The organism is Alkalibacterium sp. AK22, assembly GCF_000585255.1.
Lineage (GTDB): Bacteria > Bacillota > Bacilli > Lactobacillales > Carnobacteriaceae_A > Alkalibacterium.
The window spans coordinates 1-19284 of sequence record NZ_JANL01000008.1 but is presented as its reverse complement, the minus strand read 5'-3'; the positions used below and the strand labels follow the sequence as shown (position 1 = coordinate 19284).

Annotated in this window: 16 protein-coding genes; all 16 read left to right on the top strand. The window is 44.6% G+C overall.

The window, feature by feature from the left end; genetic code table 11:
- The first annotated feature begins 11 nt into the window (after window positions 1–11).
- The 16 genes from infB to dtd all read left to right on the top strand — a co-directional run bounded on the left by infB (window position 12) and on the right by dtd (window position 19237).
- Window positions 12–2342 carry a translation initiation factor IF-2 gene (infB, locus tag ADIAL_RS01270; RefSeq protein ID WP_034299005.1) on the top strand — a complete coding sequence of 777 codons (2331 nt, stop codon included), beginning with the start codon at window positions 12–14 and terminating at the stop codon, window positions 2340–2342.
- 48 nt (window positions 2343–2390) lie between these two features.
- Window positions 2391–2744, top strand: coding sequence for a 30S ribosome-binding factor RbfA (gene rbfA / locus ADIAL_RS01265; protein WP_034299002.1), 354 nt, complete (start codon window positions 2391–2393; stop codon window positions 2742–2744).
- 112 nt (window positions 2745–2856) lie between these two features.
- Window positions 2857–3774, top strand: a complete 918-nt coding sequence (truB, locus tag ADIAL_RS01260; RefSeq protein WP_034298999.1) for a tRNA pseudouridine(55) synthase TruB — start codon at window positions 2857–2859, stop codon at window positions 3772–3774.
- Window positions 3775–3783: 9 nt separating this feature from the next.
- Window positions 3784–4740, top strand: a complete 957-nt coding sequence (gene ribF / locus ADIAL_RS01255; protein WP_034298996.1) for a riboflavin biosynthesis protein RibF — start codon at window positions 3784–3786, stop codon at window positions 4738–4740.
- Between the two features lie 154 nt (window positions 4741–4894).
- Complete coding sequence (gene hrcA / locus ADIAL_RS01250; RefSeq protein WP_034298992.1) at window positions 4895–5923, top strand: heat-inducible transcriptional repressor HrcA; 1029 nt, start codon at window positions 4895–4897, stop codon at window positions 5921–5923.
- Window positions 5924–5943: 20 nt separating this feature from the next.
- Entirely contained in the window at window positions 5944–6507 is a 564-nt protein-coding gene (grpE, locus tag ADIAL_RS01245) for a nucleotide exchange factor GrpE (RefSeq protein ID WP_034298989.1), read from the top strand.
- Window positions 6508–6538: 31 nt separating this feature from the next.
- Entirely contained in the window at window positions 6539–8377 is a 1839-nt protein-coding gene (gene dnaK / locus ADIAL_RS01240; RefSeq protein WP_034298986.1) for a molecular chaperone DnaK, read from the top strand.
- Window positions 8378–8532: 155 nt separating this feature from the next.
- Window positions 8533–9696 (top strand): molecular chaperone DnaJ, encoded by a 1164-nt coding sequence (gene dnaJ / locus ADIAL_RS01235; protein ID WP_034298983.1) that lies wholly within the window; start codon window positions 8533–8535, stop codon window positions 9694–9696.
- 213 nt (window positions 9697–9909) lie between these two features.
- Window positions 9910–11733: a translation elongation factor 4 gene (gene lepA / locus ADIAL_RS01230; protein ID WP_034298980.1), complete on the top strand. Its 1824-nt coding sequence runs from the start codon at window positions 9910–9912 to the stop codon at window positions 11731–11733.
- A gap of 552 nt (window positions 11734–12285) precedes the next feature.
- Window positions 12286–13569 (top strand): HlyC/CorC family transporter, encoded by a 1284-nt coding sequence (locus tag ADIAL_RS01225; protein ID WP_034298976.1) that lies wholly within the window; start codon window positions 12286–12288, stop codon window positions 13567–13569.
- 25 nt (window positions 13570–13594) lie between these two features.
- Window positions 13595–14209, top strand: a complete 615-nt coding sequence (locus ADIAL_RS01220; protein WP_034298973.1) for a DNA-3-methyladenine glycosylase — start codon at window positions 13595–13597, stop codon at window positions 14207–14209.
- Window positions 14210–14235: 26 nt separating this feature from the next.
- Window positions 14236–14790: a DUF3013 family protein gene (locus ADIAL_RS01215; RefSeq protein ID WP_034298970.1), complete on the top strand. Its 555-nt coding sequence runs from the start codon at window positions 14236–14238 to the stop codon at window positions 14788–14790.
- Window positions 14768–15721, top strand: a complete 954-nt coding sequence (gene prmA, locus ADIAL_RS01210) for a 50S ribosomal protein L11 methyltransferase (RefSeq protein WP_034298967.1) — start codon at window positions 14768–14770, stop codon at window positions 15719–15721. The genes ADIAL_RS01215 and prmA overlap by 23 nt, the downstream gene beginning before the upstream one ends.
- A 6-nt stretch (window positions 15722–15727) precedes the next feature.
- Window positions 15728–16396 carry a deoxyribose-phosphate aldolase gene (deoC, locus tag ADIAL_RS01205; protein ID WP_034298964.1) on the top strand — a complete coding sequence of 223 codons (669 nt, stop codon included), beginning with the start codon at window positions 15728–15730 and terminating at the stop codon, window positions 16394–16396.
- 151 nt (window positions 16397–16547) lie between these two features.
- Complete coding sequence (locus ADIAL_RS01200) at window positions 16548–18761, top strand: RelA/SpoT family protein (RefSeq protein WP_034298962.1); 2214 nt, start codon at window positions 16548–16550, stop codon at window positions 18759–18761.
- Window positions 18762–18790: 29 nt separating this feature from the next.
- Entirely contained in the window at window positions 18791–19237 is a 447-nt protein-coding gene (gene dtd / locus ADIAL_RS01195) for a D-aminoacyl-tRNA deacylase (protein ID WP_034298959.1), read from the top strand.
- Window positions 19238–19284: the final 47 nt, after the last annotated feature.

Here is a 19284-nt window from a genome sequence, read left to right as displayed (position 1 = left end):
AAGGTGATTAAATGGGCAAAAAAAGAGTCTATGAATTCGCAAAGGAAAACAATGTAGAAAGCAAGCAGGTACTGGATGCAGCCAATGGTATGGGCATCACCTACAGCAGTCACATGTCTTCGATGGAAGACAGTGATGTGGCTAAGCTAAAAAAAGCTCTAAAAAATCCTGCACCTAAGCCTGAGCAGCAGGTTTCAAAGCCTAAGCCTTCGGCAGATAAAAAGCAGGGACAAAACCGCAGCGGTCAAAATTCCCAGCACAGTGGAAACCGCCAGCAAAAATCAACTGGCAAGCCGAACCATGTAAACAAAAAATCTAACCATAGTAAAGGACAATCCGATATAAATAAATCAAAAGCAACACCTTCATCACAGCCGAAAAAACAATCTACTAGCCAAAACAAGCCTCAGGGCAATGCGTCTGCACCTAAGCGTACAACAGACGAGAAGCAGAAGCAGTCCTTTGATAAGAAGAAGCGCAATTCCAGACAGCACCGTGGAATCCACGGTGGGCCGGCTGGAAGAAAGCGTAAAGGCAAGAAACATCAAAAGTCACAGGTACCGGCAACGCCTAGAAAGTTTAAGGAACTGCCTAAAGTACTGGAGTACACTGATGGCATGACGATTGTCGAACTGTCTAAAAAAATCTACCGTGAGCCGGCTGAAATTGTCAAAAAGCTCTTTATGATGGGGATCATGGCGACTCAGAACCAGTCCCTGGACAAAGACACTATCGAACTTCTAGCCGCAGAATACGGGATTGAAACAGAAGAAAAAGTACAGATTGACATGACTGACTTTGACACCTTCTTTGATCAGGAACCTGTTGAAGAAAACCTGGCCATCCGTCCGCCGACTGTCACTATCATGGGGCACGTCGATCACGGGAAAACGACTTTGCTGGATACTTTGCGTCAGACAAACGTCACGGAAGGTGAAGCGGGCGGAATCACTCAGCACATCGGTGCCTACCAGGTTGAAGAAAACGGTAAGCTGATCACTTTCTTGGATACACCAGGACACGCAGCCTTTACGACGATGCGGGCACGTGGAGCTGATGTAACTGATATCGCGATTATAGTAGTGGCAGCTGACGATGGTGTCATGCCTCAGACTGTTGAAGCGATCAACCATGCCAAAGCAGCAGGTGTGCCCATCATTGTAGCAGTAAACAAAGTTGACAAACCAGGGGCAAATCCGGACCGTGTCATGCAGGAACTGACAGAATACGAACTGATTCCTGAAGACTGGGGCGGTGACACAATTTTTGTACAGATTTCTGCGCTTTTCAACAAGAATCTAGATGAACTACTGGACATGGTCTTGTTGGTAGCAGAAGTAGAAGAGCTGAAAGCCGATCCTAGCCGTAAAGCTATCGGTAGTGTAATTGAAGCTCGCCTGGACAAAGCGAAAGGCCCAATCGCCACGCTTCTTGTACAGGAAGGAACCCTCAGACAAGGGGATCCGATTGTAGTCGGAAATGCCTTTGGTCGTGTCAGAACCATGACGAATGATAAAGGCCGTCGTGTTAAACATGCTGGCCCTTCGACTCCGGTTGAAATTACCGGATTAAACGAAACTCCACAAGCAGGCGATCGCTTCGTCGTCTTTGAAGATGAGAAAACTGCCCGTCAAGTAGGAGAATCTCGTGCGGCTGAAGCTGTGGATGCACAGCGATCTAAGACAACTAAGGTAACACTTGAGAACCTCTTTGATAGTCTGGAAGAAGGCGAACTGAAATCTGTCAATGTCATTGTTAAAGCTGACGTGCAAGGCTCTGTTGAAGCGCTGGCTGCCAGCTTGAAAAAAATTGAAGTCGAAGGCGTCAAGGTCAACATCATCCATACAGGTGTGGGAGCAATCAATGAAAGTGATATTACACTGGCATCCGCCAGTTCAGCCATCGTTATCGGCTTTAATGTCCGTCCTACCATTCAGGCCAAGGAAAGTGCAGACCGTGAAGAAGTGGATATCCGTACACACCGTGTTATTTACGATGCAATCGATGAAATCGAAGCAGCTATGACAGGGATGCTTGACCCTGAATTTGAAGAAAAAGTTACGGGACAAGCTCAAGTAAGAGAAACTTACAATGTATCTAAAGTAGGTACGATTGCCGGTTGTTTCGTGACTGACGGAGTCATCAAGCGCAGCAGCTCAATCAGATTGCTTCGCAACGGCGTTGTTGTATTTGAAGGCGAATTGTCAAGTCTGAAACGATTTAAAGACGACGCGAAAGAAGTCAAAAAAGGTTACGAGTGTGGACTGACAATCGAAGGCTACAATGACATCAAGCTCGATGATGTTATCGAAGCGTACGAAATGGTAGAAATTAAGAAGTAAACCATGTATGCTAGGTACTAAATTATAAATAAAGGATAGGTGTAACGCATGCCAAACTATCGAGTAGGACGAGTATCTCAGGAAATCCAAAAAGAAGTCACAGATATTCTGCGCAAACGGGTCAGAGATCCGCGCGTAGAGGGAGTGACTGTAACAGGTGTAGATGTGACGGGTGACCTTCAGCAGGCAACTGTATTTTACAGTACGTTGTCGGATGACGATCAGGCTGTCAAGGAGACACAGGCAGGACTGGATAAAGCTACAGGTCTGGTCCGAAAAGAACTTGGATCCCGTCTTACCCTTTACAAAACACCTGAGCTGAAATTTTCCCGAGATGAATCGATTGCTTATGGTAACAAAATCGATACACTGCTCAACCAAATCAAAAGAGAAGAGGAATAAATTTCTCTAAACAGCATAACGACGGAAAATAGGGGAGGGAGAATCTTTGGTGACAAACTGAGATTCTCCTTTCTTTTATGTCAAAAATGAGCAACTTGATCAGGAGGGTATTATGGAAGGATTACTGCCTATTTGGAAAGAAGTCGGTATGACCAGTCACGATGTGGTATTCAAGCTGAGAAAAATTCTGAAAACCAAAAAAATCGGACATTCCGGCACTCTGGACCCGGATGTGGATGGGGTACTGCCGGTAGCTGTCGGTAAGGCAACTAAAACAATTGAGTATATGATGGATTCACAAAAAGTGTATACTGGCGAAGTAACTTTTGGTTTTTCAACCACTACCGAAGATGCTTCAGGCGAAATCGTCGAACAAACATCTGTACCTGCTGATCTGAACGAAGAGATGATAGATAAAGCTCTACAATCTTTTATTGGGGAGATCAAGCAGACACCGCCCATGTATTCCGCCGTGAAAGTTAACGGGAAGAGATTGTATGAGTATGCCAGACAAGGGATAACAGTCGAACGACCGACACGTAAAGCTCAAATACACTCTTTTGAGCGAACGTCTCCTTTGGTGTTTAACCAGAACCAGCAGACGGCTGCCTTTAAGTTTAAAGTGGAATGTGGCAAAGGAACCTACGTCCGGACACTGGCAGTGGACTTAGGTCTGCAGCTTGGTTTGCCGTCACATATGTCTCAGCTGACGCGGAAGGCTAGCGGGGGATTTACTGCTGATCAGGCTGTGACACTCGGTGGCGTTCAGGAACTGATGGAGGCAAATCGGATTGAAGAAAAGCTGTATCCACTGGAAACAGCTCTTAGTGGCTTAGAGCAAGTAGAAATTACAGATGCATTGTTTGAAAAAATCAAGAACGGATCTTTGCTGGAAAAGGATAGCTATATGCCCCCAAGTGTAGACCGCCTAGTCTTTGTATATCAGAACAAAGCAGTAGCAATATATGCTCCTCACCCGAGCAAAACAGCTTTTATCAAGCCTGTCAAAGTACTAAGAAACGAATTGTAGGTGCAGATTATGGAAATTATCAAAATACATCACCCTTATAATCCCAAACAAATTTATGATGGAGACATTGTACTGGTACTCGGTTTTTTCGATGGCGTGCATGTAGGCCACCAGTCTGTAATCAAAAAAGGTGTAGAGATTGCCAGAGAAAAGAATCTGAAGTGTGCAGTCATGACTTTTAATAGACATCCGGCCTTTGTTTATCGGACATTTGATCCGGATAAGCTGAATTACCTGACTCCGCTAAAGCGCAAAGAGCAAATCATGGCAAGTCTGGGTGTCGACATTCTGTATGAAGTCGATTTTACTTCCCGCTTCGGGACGTTACCTCCACAGACTTTTGTTGATCAATACATGGTGGACTGGCACGCCAAAGTGGTTGTAGCTGGTTTTGACTATACTTATGGCAAGGCTGGGGTAGCCAACATGGATACACTGGCATCTTTTGCTAAAGGCCGCTTCGATATTGTAAAAGTTGAAAAGTACGCTGATGAGCGTGACAAGATTAGTTCTACCCGCATCAGGCGTTATATTGGCGAAGGGCAGATCAGACGGGCTAATGACCTTCTTGGTTATGTCTATGAAACAAGTGGTTTTGTGATTCATGGTGATGCTCGAGGCAGAGAACTTGGCTATCCGACAGCTAATATCTATCCGCATCCTTACGTCATGGTGCCTAAGCGCGGTGTATATGCCGTGCGCATGCAAGTAGACGGGAAATGGCACGATGGGATGGCCTCAATCGGCTACAACCCGACCTTTGGCCACCGTCCCAGCTATTCGATCGAAGTCCATCTGTTTGACTATAATGAACAGATCTATGGTGAAGATGTTTCAGTCAAATGGGTCGATTATTTGAGAGACGAAATCAAATTCAATTCTGTTGATGAGCTGGTTGAGCGTCTCGACCAGGACATGCTGGATGCTAAAGAAAGCCTGGCAAAGGTCAAGATAAATCAGATTTAATTGTTGACAGATCAGTGACGATTTGATAAATTATTATTGTGTTAGCACTCGCGTCATTCGAGTGCTAATTTAACGACTGACACTAAACTGGTGTGAGAACCAGTAGAGCAGTTCAGTAACCTGAAAGTCTCTTCCGTGCCAAGGAGTGATGCACATGCTGACACAGAGACAGATCATAATTCTGGACGCCCTGATTCGACTGTATACGTCTACCGGCCTGCCAATCGGTTCAAAAACGATTCTAACTGAAACGGATATTGATGCCAGTTCAGCCACTATTAGAAATGAACTTGTGTATTTGGAAAAATTGGGTTTCATTCAAAAGACCCATTCATCGTCCGGACGTGTGCCGTCTATAAGAGGCTACCGTTTTTATATTGACCATCTGGTTAAGCCTCAGGCAGTTGCCAAGGACAAAATGCAAGTGATAGAGGACGTTTTAAATGGTCATGCGGAACAGATGGATGACATCATGCACCAATCTGCCCGACTGCTGTCTGATTTGACCAGCTACACGGCAATCGTACTCGGCCCCAGGGCTGAATCGAGCCGGCTTACCGGCTTCCGGCTGCTGGCTTTAAACGATAACCATGTCATGGCTATTATTCAAACAGACAGTGGAGCAATAGAAAATAAAGTGTTCAGACTGTCCCGTCCAATTGATGAGTCCGATCTGAATAAAGTGGTGAATATATTCAATCACCATCTTGTAGGTCGACCTCTAACAGAAGTAGCTAGAAAACTGGCAGCGGATATTCCCTTGCTGATACAAAAATATGCTTCTAACTCAATGGATGTTTATATGAGTCTGGAGTCGGTATTTAGTGATTCAACCGAAGACCGCTTCCACGTCTCGGGAAAAATCAATTTGCTTGATTTTACAGAAGATATGGACAAACAAAAGCTGAAATCTCTTTATTCCTTATTGGAAAACAAAGGAGATCTTAAGCTGCTTATTGACCACATCAGTCAGGATTTTGATGTTAAAATAGGTGAAGAAATCAATCACGAGCTCTTCACGAGCTTTAGCCTAGTGACAGCCACTTACGAAGTCAGGGATCATGGGCGTGGTATCCTGGCAGTGCTGGGACCGACCAGCATGTCGTATGATGAGACATTTGGCGTACTGGATGTGTTCAGAAAACAACTGACTCACACTTTACTGAATTATTATTTAGAATAATACAGAAATGAGGAATCATCTTGGATGAAAAAGAACTAAAAGAGGAAGCGCAAGCAGAAGCCGGCGAAATCTTGGAAGATCAACAACCAGACAGCCTTGAGGAAGCGCAGTCTCAGGACGATTCTACTGAACCGACCGAGCTTGAGGTGAAACAGCAGGAACTAGATGAGATGACTGATCGTTTCTATCGTCTGCAAGCAGAACTGGCAAACATCCGCAAGCGTAATCAGCGGGACCGCGAAGATCTGCTGCGGTACAGCAGTCAGTCTCTTGCCAAAGAGCTATTGCCAGCTTTTGATAACATTGAGCGGGCATTGACCATAGAGGTAGACACCGAAGCAGGTCAGAATTTGAAAAAAGGAATCGAAATGGTTCACAGTAGTCTCCTGCAAGCTTTTGAAAAAGAGGGTATTGAAGTGGTCGATCCTGTCGGAGAACCCTTTGACCCGAATTTTCATGAAGCCTATACTCAAGTACCGGCCCAGGAAGGCCAAGCCAGCAATGAAGTTGCTCAAGTATTTGAAAAAGGTTTTAAGCTTCACGAGCGCGTACTGCGCGCAGCAAAAGTTTCAGTTACACTATAAACTAAATTTTAAAGGATAAAGGTGATCATATATGGGTAAAGTAATCGGAATTGACTTAGGAACAACAAACTCAGCCGTTGCAGTTTTAGAAGGCGGAGAAGCAAAAATTATCCCTAATAAAGAAGGGAACCGTACCACACCTTCTGTTGTATCATTTAAAAATGGTGAAATTCAAGTCGGTGAAGTAGCCAAGCGTCAAGCTATCACGAACCCGAATACAGTCAGCTCCATCAAGCGTCATATGGGCGAAGACTATAAGGTAGATGTAGAAGACAAGAGCTACTCTCCTCAGCAAGTCTCTGCTTTTATTCTTCAACACTTAAAAGACTATGCAGAAGACTATTTGGGTGAACCGGTAACTAACGCTGTTGTCACTGTACCGGCTTACTTCAACGATGCACAGCGTCAGGCAACCAAAGATGCAGGTAAGATTGCCGGCCTTCAGGTTGACCGTATCGTCAACGAGCCGACTGCTGCTTCACTGGCTTACGGCCTTGATAAAGTAGATAAGGACGAAAAAATTCTTGTATTTGACTTGGGTGGCGGAACCTTCGACGTATCTATTCTTGAATTGGGCGACGGTGTCTTTGAAGTAATGGCGACTGCTGGAGACAACCACTTGGGTGGAGACGACTTTGACGAAAAAGTCATCGATTATCTAGTAGCAGAGTTCAAGAAAGAAAATGGCGTGGACTTAAGCAAGGACAAAATGGCCCTACAGCGCTTGAAAGATGCAGCAGAAAAAGCGAAAAAGGATTTGTCAGGTGTATCTTCAACTCAAATCAGCCTGCCATTTATCTCTGCAGGTGAATCAGGACCGCTTCACCTGGAAATGACCTTGACCCGTGCCAAGTTTGATGAAATTACAGATGACCTGGTGACACGTACGAAAAATCCAGTACGTCAGGCACTGAAAGATGCGGGATTATCCAAATCTGATATCGATGAAGTCATTCTGGTGGGTGGATCTACCCGTATCCCAGCTGTTGTTGATGCAGTTAAAGTGGAAACAGGCAAAGAACCAAACCGTTCAGTGAACCCGGACGAAGTAGTAGCGATGGGAGCTGCTGTTCAAGGTGGAGTTATCTCTGGTGAAGTTAAGGATATTGTACTGCTCGACGTTACTCCGTTATCACTAGGTATTGAGACAATGGGCGGCGTCTTCACGAAGCTAATTGACCGCAACACAACGATTCCAACCAGCAAGTCTCAAGTGTTCTCTACAGCGGCGGATAATCAGCCAGCCGTTGATGTACACGTGCTGCAGGGTGAACGCCCAATGGCGAAAGATAACAAGACCCTTGGCCGCTTTCAGCTGACAGATATTCCACCAGCACCACGTGGAGTGCCTCAAATCGAAGTTTCCTTCGACATCGACAAGAACGGTATCGTTAATGTATCCGCTAAAGATATGGGTACAGGTAAAGAGCAGCAGATCACAATCAAGTCTTCATCAGGTTTGTCTGAAGAAGAAATCGAGCGTATGGTAAAAGAAGCGGAAGAAAATGCTGAAGCCGACAAGAAGCGTAAAGAAGAAGTTGAATTGCGCAACGAAGCGGATCAGCTGGTCTTCCAAATCGACAAGACGCTTAAAGAGCTTGAAGGTAAAGCAGATGATGAAGATGTCAAAAAGGCAGAAGCTGCTCGTGATGAACTGAAAACAGCACTTGAAAACGACGACCTTGAAGAAATCAAGACAAAGCGTGATGCTTTGAATGAAATTGTTCAGGAAATGTCAGTGAAACTGTATGAGCAAGCTGCTCAGCAGGCTGAAGCTGAAGGTGCTGCAGGCGATGCAGGCGCAGAAGCTGCTGGATCAGCTGATGATGTTGTTGATGCAGAATTTGAAGAGGTAGACGACGCAGAATAATTTATAGTAAGATATAAAGAAGAAAGCACTTTGGAATAAGCTTCATAAGTGCTTTCTTTCTTTTTGAAATGAGCAGCTCACTGAAGATAAATGGGCAAGGTTCAGATGAATACATTGCCGCAACAAGTGAGGCTGAGTAGTAATGGAGGAATATTATGGCTGGAAAAGAAGACTTTTATGACTTGCTGGGTGTGTCTAAAGATGCTTCCAAAGACGAAATAAAAAAAGCATACCGCAAGCTGTCAAAAAAGCATCACCCGGATATTAGCGATGATCCGGATGCCGATGAAACATTCAAGAAAATATCTGAAGCATACGAAGTGTTGAGTGATGACCAGAAACGGGCAGCCTATGATCAGTACGGCCATGCTTCAACTGATCCGAACTTTGGTGCCGGAGGCGGATTCGGTGGAGGCTTTGGCGGAGGTCAAGGCTTCGGCGGAGGTGGCTTCGAAGACATCTTTGATCAGTTCTTTGGTGGTAGCGGATCTAGAAGACGGAACCCGAACGCGCCAATGCAAGGGGAAGACCTGCAGTATGTTATGGATCTGGAGTTTGAAGAAGCAATTTTCGGTAAAGAAACCACAATCCGCTATAACCGTGAAGAAGAATGTTCAAACTGTAACGGTTCAGGTGCTAAGCCCGGGACCAGTCCACAAACCTGTTCACAGTGTCACGGAGCCGGGGCGGTCAATGTTGAGCGCAATACACCATTTGGTCGTGTCATGACGCAGCAGACCTGCCCGACCTGTAATGGATCCGGTCAGGAAATAAAAGAGAAATGTTCAGTCTGCTATGGGGCTGGACACTCCAAGAAGCAGCACTCTGTCAAGGTGACGGTTCCAGCGGGAGTTGAGGACGGCAATCAGATGCGTGTTCAAAACCAGGGAGATGCCGGCAAAAATGGCGGACCTTATGGTGACTTATATGTTGTCTTCCGAGTCAAACGCTCCGAACTCTTTGATCGACGCGGGTCGGAAATTTATTTTGAGCTGCCGGTGAATGTGGTGCAAGCAACGCTAGGAGACGAGCTTGAAGTGCCGACGGTCCACGGAAAAGTGAAATTCAAGATCCCGGCCGGGACACAGCCGGGGACGACCTTCAGGCTGCGCGGAAAAGGGGCGCCGAGATTACGTGGAACTGGAAATGGCGATCAGCACATCAAAATCAAAGTCGTCGTACCAGACAAGCTGACCCAAGAACAGGCCAGCTATTTAAGAAAATTTGCTGAAGCTAGTGAATATGATGAGATTGTTGAGCAAGGAGACAGTTCTTTTTTCTCTAAAGTGAAAGATGCATTTAAAGATAAAAGCAAGTAAAGTGGGGAAAGGGAGCAGCTTCGGCTGGTCCCTTTTTCTTTGTAGGTGCTATTCAAGTTGATTCGAAACCTGAAAAAATCTAGACGTTCTAGCAGTTTTTAGTGCACGGACCTTACCGAAGAGCTACCGTGCTTACCAGGATTACGTTGTACTCAGTGGAAATCGTTGGTATAATGAGGAAGAATGCCCTTAGAGGAAAGAGGAAGAAAAGTAATGGATAAAAAACATGCAAGAGACCGTCAGAAACAGATTCGAAATTTTTCCATCATTGCTCATATCGATCACGGAAAATCGACGCTGGCTGACCGGATTTTACAGTTGACCCACACCGTCGCAGACCGAGAAATGCAGGACCAGCTGCTTGATTCGATGGATCTGGAAAGAGAACGTGGAATCACCATCAAGCTGAATACTGTAGAAGTCCAGTATACGGCCAAGGACGGGGAAACATATATTCTCCACTTGATTGATACACCAGGACACGTAGACTTTACCTATGAAGTATCCAGAAGCCTGGCTGCCTGTGAAGGGGCTGTGCTCGTTGTGGATGCAGCTCAGGGTGTTGAGGCACAGACACTGGCCAACGTCTATTTGGCTTTAGACAATGAGCTGGAAATTTTGCCAATCATCAATAAAATTGATTTGCCGGCAGCAGATCCGGAACGTGTACGTAAAGAAGTTGAGGATATCATTGGCCTCGATGCCAGCGAAGCAGTACTAGCTAGTGCCAAAAGTGGGATAGGTATTGAAGACATTCTGGAACAGATTGTCCAGAAAGTACCTGCACCTGAAGGAGATATCGATAATCCTTTGAAAGCTCTGATTTTTGACTCTGCTTATGATGCCTACCGGGGTGTCGTGTTGAACATCCGAGTTATGGATGGAACACTGAGAAAAGGCGATACGATTCAGCTGATGAGTAACGGCAAGACATTTGAGGTAACTGAGGTAGGAGTCTTTTCGCCTAAGCCACTTGAAAGAGATGCTCTGATGGTTGGAGACGTAGGTTATGTCACGGCAAACATCAAAACCGTCAAGGATACTCAAGTCGGAGATACACTGACGCTAGCCAATAACCCAACAGACAAGCCGCTTCCAGGCTACCGTGAAATGGTACCGATGGTCTTCTGCGGAATGTATCCGACCGATTCCTCAAGATATGAAGACCTGCGTGAAGCACTTGAGCGCCTGCAGCTTAACGATGCAGCCTTGAAGTTCGAAGCTGAAACATCTCAGGCCCTGGGCTTCGGTTTCCGTTGTGGATTTTTGGGTATGCTTCATATGGATGTAATCCAAGAAAGACTGGAACGTGAATTTAACCTGGAACTGATCACAACCGCTCCATCTGTTATCTATCACATCAATAAGACAGACGGAGAACAGGTTACTGTATCTAACCCGGCCGATATGCCGGATCCTCAGGAGATTGAATCAGTAGAAGAACCCTATGTCAAAGCAACCATTACCGTACCCAATGATTATGTGGGAGCCGTTATGGAAATTGCTCAGCGCAAGCGTGGAGACTTTATAACGATGGAGTACTTGGACGATATTCGCGTCAATGTCATGTACTATATGCCCTTGTCTGAAATCGTCTATGACTTCTTTGACCGTCTGAAGTCAAGCACGAAAGGATATGCTTCACTAGACTATCAAGAAGCAGGCTATCGTGTCAGCAATCTGGTCAAGATGGATATTCTGATTCACGGAGATAAAGTCGACGCTTTGAGTTTCATCGTGCACAAAGACTTTTCTTATGCTAGAGGCCGTTCTGTTGTTGAACAGCTTAAGCAGACAATACCGAGACAGCAGTTTGAGATTCCGATCCAGGCAGCCGTTGGACAGAACATTATTTCACGGTCCACAGTTAAGGCTTACCGCAAAGACGTCACTGCCAAACTGTATGGCGGAGACGTGACTCGTCGTCAGAAACTGCTTAAAAAGCAGAAAGCTGGTAAGAAACGCATGAAGAACGTCGGGAATGTCGAGATTCCTCAAGAAGCCTTCATGAGCGTTCTGAACCTGGATGAAGAATAAAGATTGATTTGACAGTGTTTTTGATTTTAACTTAGCTGAAATAAACAAAAATTGCCTACCATTTACCAACATTGAAGTTGGATGCCAACATTGAAGTTGGATGGTAGGCAATTTTTGTTTATTTTAGAAAAATAGTCTCGAACATATCGAGTATGTACAGAAACTGTTAAAAGAAAAGTTGACCTTATGAGACCAGTTTCTATAAGAGTAAGATAGAGTAGTATGTTTGTAGGCTCTACTTTCATCGACTCTCATAAACTGTTATTCCTATCCCGCAATTTTTCTGAAATCGATTACTGTCTCATATCTAAGACAACGTTTAATTTGGCTTTCAAAGCATAAAGATAAAAATCATTTAAGGCTACATCTTGGATAACGCTTTTCATAGACAATTATCTTTTTTCATGTAAAAAATGTTTTTAAAGCAATTAGATTAAAAGGGAGGAGCCTGATAAATCAAGCAGCTATAGGGTGTCAAACTGTCTCAATTTTTACCTAAATATGCTATACTAAATAAGACAGACTAAATATGAAAGTAGGGATAGGCAATTAATGGATAATGAAAGCTTCAGGAGTATCTTATTACTTACTGTGTTGGTCATTCTCTCCGGATATTTTTCTTCAACGGAGACGGCCTTCACATCAGCCAATCGGATTCGACTGAAAAATGAAGCAGAAAATGGCGACGATCGGTCCAGAAAAACGTTGAAACTGGCTGAAAACTTTGATGCGGTCCTGTCAACAATTCTAATCGGAAACAACATTGTAAATATCGCAATGTCGGCAATCGCCACACTGATGTTTGTCAACTGGTTTCCAACATACGGACCGACTATAGCTACTGTCGTTATGACAGTGATCATCTTGTTGTTTGGCGAAATCACCCCCAAAACAATAGCTAAGGAGAAATCAGAAGCGCTGGCTAAAAGTGCGACGCCACTGATTCACTTGCTAATGCTTTTTTTTAAGCCGGCCTTGTGGATGCTTCAAAAATGGAAACTAATGCTGGACCGTGTATTCAACTTGGGTCAGGGAGAAATCATCAGTGAAGATGAACTGCTCTCTATTGTAGATGAAGCGGAAAGCGGCGGAAGCATAGAGGATCATGAACATCAGTTGGTGAGGGCAGCGATTGAGTTTGACGATTTAGAGGTGTCAGCTATCCTGATGCCCCGTGTAGATGTCGTCGGCTGTGAACTGGATACTGCAGATGATGAAATTGAGCGTCTGTTCATGACACATAATTACTCAAGACTAATTATTTTTGACGATACGATTGATGATGTAATCGGAGTGCTGCACGAGAAAGACTTTAATCGGTACCTTAAAGCCAAAAAACAGCAGGGCAGGGACACCTCTTTGCTGACAGTTGTGAAGGAAGTCCTTTTTGTTCCGCCTGTTATGAACTTATCCAAGTTGCTACGAACCATGCAGCTGAAAAAGACGCATATGGCAATTGTTACGGACGAGCATGGTGGAACGATTGGTATAGCGACCATGGAGGACGTACTTGAAGAGCTGGTTGGAGAAATCTGGGATGAATACGATATTATTGAAGAAGAAATCGAAGAAATCCTTGAAGGTAAACGATACAAAGTCAAAGGTACGGCCAATCTGGACAAGATATTCGAACTGTTCGGAGTAGAGGAGGCAGATCAGTACGTTTCCAATACCGTCAGTGGGTTTATCATCGAAAACTTGGGTCAGTTCCCTGAAGAAGGAGACCACTTTATATATCATCACATGGACATCACGGTTACTCAAGTGCGAAACCGTCGGGTACTGGAGATTCAGATTGATTATGATCCCAGTGAGGCAGATAAAGAGGAAGAGTAAATAAGGGAGCGTTTTCCAAAATAATATGACATTTTTAAAGGATACCGACAAGACAACAAAAGAAGTGGCTGAGAGCCTGCTGGGCTGCCTGCTGGTCACCGAGGATGAGAGTGGGAGGAGAACTTCGGGCTGGATTGTTGAGACAGAAGCCTATCTGGGAGTTCTCGACCAGGCCTGTCATACTTTTAAAGGCAGACGGACACCTAAGGTAGAGTCTATGTTTCAGCAAGCTGGAACGCTGTATCTTTACCAGATGCATACCCACAAACTGCTTAATGTGGTGACCCGAAACGAAGCAGAACCGGAGGCCGTCCTGATCCGGGCAGTCGAGCCTTATGAAGGCATTGACCTGATGGAAAAGCGCAGACAAAAGACCGGCCTTGAAATCACTAATGGACCGGGAAAGCTGACGAAAGCTATGGGAATTACGATGGAAGCAGATGGGTCATGTGTAGATGTACCTCCGGTTTGTATTGATACCCATATGAGGAAAAGGCCGTCAGCTGTAGACCTATCGAGCCGGATTGGCGTGCCGGGTAAGGGTGAATGGACGGAAGCGCTGCTCAGGTATACGGTTAAGGGCAATCCGTATGTTTCCAGAAAGCGAGGTAAACCAGCTGTAACTAATGGCTGGGTGTGAGCGTAGAATGTGAAGGAGGAAAATGAATGTCAAAGGAAAACATTACTGGTTTTATCGATTCAGAACTCAAAGATCTCCTGCCAAATTTTAAATGGCGCCTTGTCCGGGACAGCCGGAAAAAGCTAGTCGAGCTTTACTTTACATTTCATGTCAAAACAGAAAAAGAGATTCAGGTGCAGGATATGCTCGGACAGAACAACGAACCGGGGATTGTCCAGTTTGAGGATATTATCTGCTTTTATGATCCCGCAGTATCGCATGTCAAGCCACAAAATTATTTGAAAGCATTCTCTTTTGACAGTCATGTGGGACTGGAAAAAGGGTTTCTAGAGGCTGTACTCAGGCAGTTGAATTTAATTACCAAGCAAGGAATGGTTGAACTGAGAGACTTTCTTTCGGATGACTTTGCTGGTGAATATTACTTGAAATGGCAGGACCAGCAAATGGAAGGACTCATTCAGACGCTGAAAGATACGGGCCGTTATGACGATAGTCTGCTGCCGCTGGATCTGGATGAAGAAGAGTCGTTTTTTGAAAAATTAGCAAAGGATGAAGCAGATGGCGGAGTGGAAAGAATTTAGTGTAGCAATCAATGCTGAGGCAGCTGAACCGGTCTCTGCAATCATGGAAGAATTAGGGTCGGCAGGTGTTTCGATATTGGATAGGAAGGATCTTGAACAGTTGTCCAAGGCTGGACCAGATTCCCTATGGGGTGTCGATGAAGAGTTCTTTCCAGAAGAAGGGGTTGTCATTAAAGGTTACTTTACGACTTTTGATGACGTTGAACAGGTGGAACAAGAGCTTAATAAACGTATAAACAAGCTTAAGGATTACGGATTCGATATTTCATTGTTCAAACTGGAGGTCACCGATGTGGTTGAAGAGGAATGGGCCAACGCCTGGAAAAAGCATTATCACCCTGTTGCAGTGACTCGCTTTTTGACCATCGTCCCTCAATGGGAAGAATATGCTCCAAATTTTTTGGATGAGCGAGTCTGTTATCTGGATCCTGGGCTTGCTTTCGGGACCGGGACGCATCCGACCACTCAGTTGTGTATTCAGGCTCTGGAAACACTTGTCAGAAAGGACGATACAATTCTTGATGTCGGAACCGGGTCTGGTGTTTTGTCGATTGTCAGTGCGCTTTACGGTGCTGGAACGATCAAGGCTTATGATTTGGATGAGGTGGCAGTAAACTCTGCCCGTTCCAATATTAGGTTGAATAATTTGGAGGACCAGATTGCCGTACAGGCAAATAATCTGCTACATGGCATCGATGCAGAAGCTGATATTATTGTAGCCAATATATTAGCCGAAATCATATTGCTGTTTGTGGAAGATGCCTACCGTAAGCTCAAACAAGGTGGTCACTTTATTATGTCCGGAATCATTTCTGAGAAAAAGGATGAAGTGATTGAAGAATGTAAAAAATATGGATTTACGATTGTTCAGGTCAATCAGATGAATGACTGGGTTGCAATCATTGCTAAAAAAGAAGAAGAGGACGTGTAATTATTTATGGAAAACTTGAAAAAATATATCGACCACACACTACTAAAGCCGGAATCAACAGATCAGCAAGTGCAGCAGGCCTGTCTGGATGCCAAAAAATATGACTTTAAAGCGGTCTGCATTCAGCCCGTATGGGTCAAGTATGTTTCGGATCTTTTAAATGGTTCTGATGTCGAGACATGTACGGTAATCGGCTTTCCTTTGGGAGCCAACGCTTCTGAAGTGAAGGCTTATGAAGCAGAAAAAGCCGTCAAGGACGGAGCAACTGAAGTGGATATGGTGATCAACATCGGAGCGCTGAAAAGCGAAGATTTTGCTGTTGTTCACGATGACATCAAGGCTGTCGTAAATGCTGTGAAAGGTAAGGCTGTCGTAAAAGTAATTATCGAGACTTGCTTGCTGACAGAGAATGAAAAAGTCCGTGCCTGCGAAATTTCCAAGCGTGCTGGAGCAAATTTTGTCAAGACATCTACCGGTTTTTCAACAGGTGGAGCTACGGTTGAAGATATCCGTCTAATGCGCAAGACAGTTGGACCGGACATGGGCGTCAAGGCTTCCGGTGGGGTCAGATCCATCGAGGATGCTAAGGCGATGATAGAAGCTGGAGCCAGCCGTATCGGAACTTCCAATGGCATTGCGCTGATTGAAGGCAATGAAGCGACAGAAGCTTACTGATACCTGAAATAAGAGCTATCTTGAAGTCTTCCTGCAAAAAAGATATACTATAGTAAGGATTAGCCAGCACTTATGCAGTGCTGGTTTTCTTATCATACAATTGCAAAATATACGAACCACGTACCCTTACAGATTGAAGAAGGTGAACAGTATGCCCCAAAATAAAGATTATACACCTCAAGAGGTCATTGCTTTATGTTTGACCTACATGAGCAGCGAGCATGTAACGTTTGTCAAGAAAGCTTTTGACTTGGCAGACAAGGCGCATGAAGGACAGATGCGTAAGTCAGGCGAAGCTTATATTATGCATCCTGTTCAGGTAGCCGGTATTCTGGCTGAGTTAAAAATGGATCCGGTCACAGTTGCGACTGGCTTTTTGCACGATGTCGTTGAAGATACCGACTATACCTACCAGCAGCTGGCTGAGATGTTTTCGCCGGAAGTGGCTGATCTAGTCGATGGTGTGACCAAGCTGGGTAAGCTCAAATTTAAATCCAAGCAGGAACATCAGGCCGAGAATCACCGCAAAATGCTTTTGGCCATGGCACAGGATGTACGGGTCGTCTTGGTCAAGCTGGCTGACCGTCTGCACAATATGCGGACGCTTAAGCATCATAGACCTGAAAAACAGAGAGAAATAGCTAAGGAAACACTGGACATTTATGCTCCTCTGGCTGACCGTCTGGGGATCAACCGGATGAAGTGGGAGCTAGAAGACACTTCTCTCAGATACATGAATCCGCAGCAGTATTACCGTATTGTTCATTTAATGAATTCAAGACGGGAAGACCGCGAGAAGTATATTGACGATGCCAAAGGGGCAATCGAAGAATCGGTTGAAGAGCTTGGGATAGAAGCACAGATCACTGGGCGTCCAAAGCATATCTATTCCATTTACAAGAAAATGAAAAGCCAGAAAAAACAGTTCAACGAAATTTATGACTTGCTGGCTATTAGAGTCATTGTTGACTCAATCAAGGACTGTTATGCTGTTTTAGGTGCCATTCATACTAGGTGGAAGCCCATGCCGGGTAGATTCAAGGATTATATTGCCATGCCCAAGGCCAATATGTATCAGTCTCTGCATACTACAGTTCTTGGACCTAATGCTACACCGTTGGAAGTTCAGATTCGTACTATAAAAATGCATGAAATCGCCGAGTTCGGAGTAGCAGCCCACTGGGCATACAAAGAAGGCATCTCGAAGAAGTTGGATAACGATGAACTCAGCGAACACATTTCCTGGTTTAGAGATATTCTGGAACTCCAAAGCGAGTCCAGAGATGCAAGTGACTTCATGGATTCAATCAAGCAGGATGTTTTTAAGGACAAAGTGTATGTATTTAGTCCTAAAGGCGATGTAATGGAATTGCCGTCTGGATCAAGTACGCTTGACTTCGCCTATCATGTGCATACCGAAGTCGGCAATAAATCCATGGGGGCCAAAGTCAACGGTAAAATTGTACCGTTAAACTATAAGCTTAAAAATGGGGATATTGTCGAGATGCTGACATCGTCCAGTTCATTCGGCCCTAGCCGGGATTGGCTGAACTATGTCAATACATCAAAGGCTAAAAATAAAATAAAACGTTTTTTCAAAACACAGGAAAAAGATCAGAATATTGGACGCGGCCGGGAAATTATTGAAAAATTACTAGTGGACATGGACTTCAATCCTAAGCAGATCCTAAAGCGTGAAAATATCATGCGTGTGGCTGAGCGTTTCAACTATCATAATGAAGATGATTTATTTGCTGCTATCGGGTACGGGGAAGTCAAGAGTATTTCGATTGCCAATAGGCTTACCGACAAAGAGCGCAAAGACCGGGAAAAGGATATTATTCAGCTTGATGAAAAAACAAATACGATTGAGCTAAAAAGTAAGCGCGAACCTGAAAAAATGAAAATCCGTCACGAAGGTGGCGTTGTTATTCAGGGAGCAGACAACCTGCTAGTCCGGCTCAGCAAATGCTGTAATCCTGTTCCAGGAGACACGATTGTTGGATATATTACGCGAGGTAGAGGTGTTTCGATTCACCGTGCAGACTGTCCGAATATCCAGGGCACAGATGATCAGCATAATCGCTTGATTGATGTGGAATGGGAATCCACAGATTCTGCCAAAGAGTACAACGCAGAGCTTCAAATCGAAGGCTATGACCGGTCTGGCTTCTTGAACGAAATTCTGCAGGTGATCAATTCTCAGACGAAAAAACTGAGCAACGTCAATGGCAGGGTCGATAAAAGCGGGACGGCAGTCATTAAGGTCACGATTTCGATTCAGAACTTAAAAGAGCTTGAGCTGATTGTAGATAAGGTCAAGACAGTACAGGACGTATACTCCGTCAAGCGAATCACGTCCTGAGGAAGACGATTTAAGTGAGGAGGACAAATGTGCGAGCAGTCATTCAAAGGGTCAGTCAAGCTGAGGTCAAAGTTGACGGAAACGTTATTGGCAAAATTAAAAAGGGCCTTGTAGTCCTATTAGGAGTCGAGGATGAGGATACTGAAGAGGATGTCCGTTATCTGGTGAGAAAAATTTCTAGTATGCGTATCTTTGAAGATGAAGAGGAAAAGATGAACCGGTCTATAAGTGACATTGGTGGAGCTCTTCTGTCTATATCCCAGTTCACGCTGCATGCGGATACTAAAAAGGGCAACCGTCCAAGTTTTACAGGCGCAGCTGGTCCAGCGAGGGCCAAAATCTATTATGATCAGTTCAACAGTCTGATCGAAGAGGGAAGTATTCCTGTACAGACGGGAGAATTTGGTGCTCACATGGAGGTCAGCTTAATTAATGACGGTCCAGTGACCATTTTAATCGATTCAAAAAATAAATAATTAAAAAAGGCAGCAGAGTCGGTCCATGAACTGCACCCTGTCAAGTA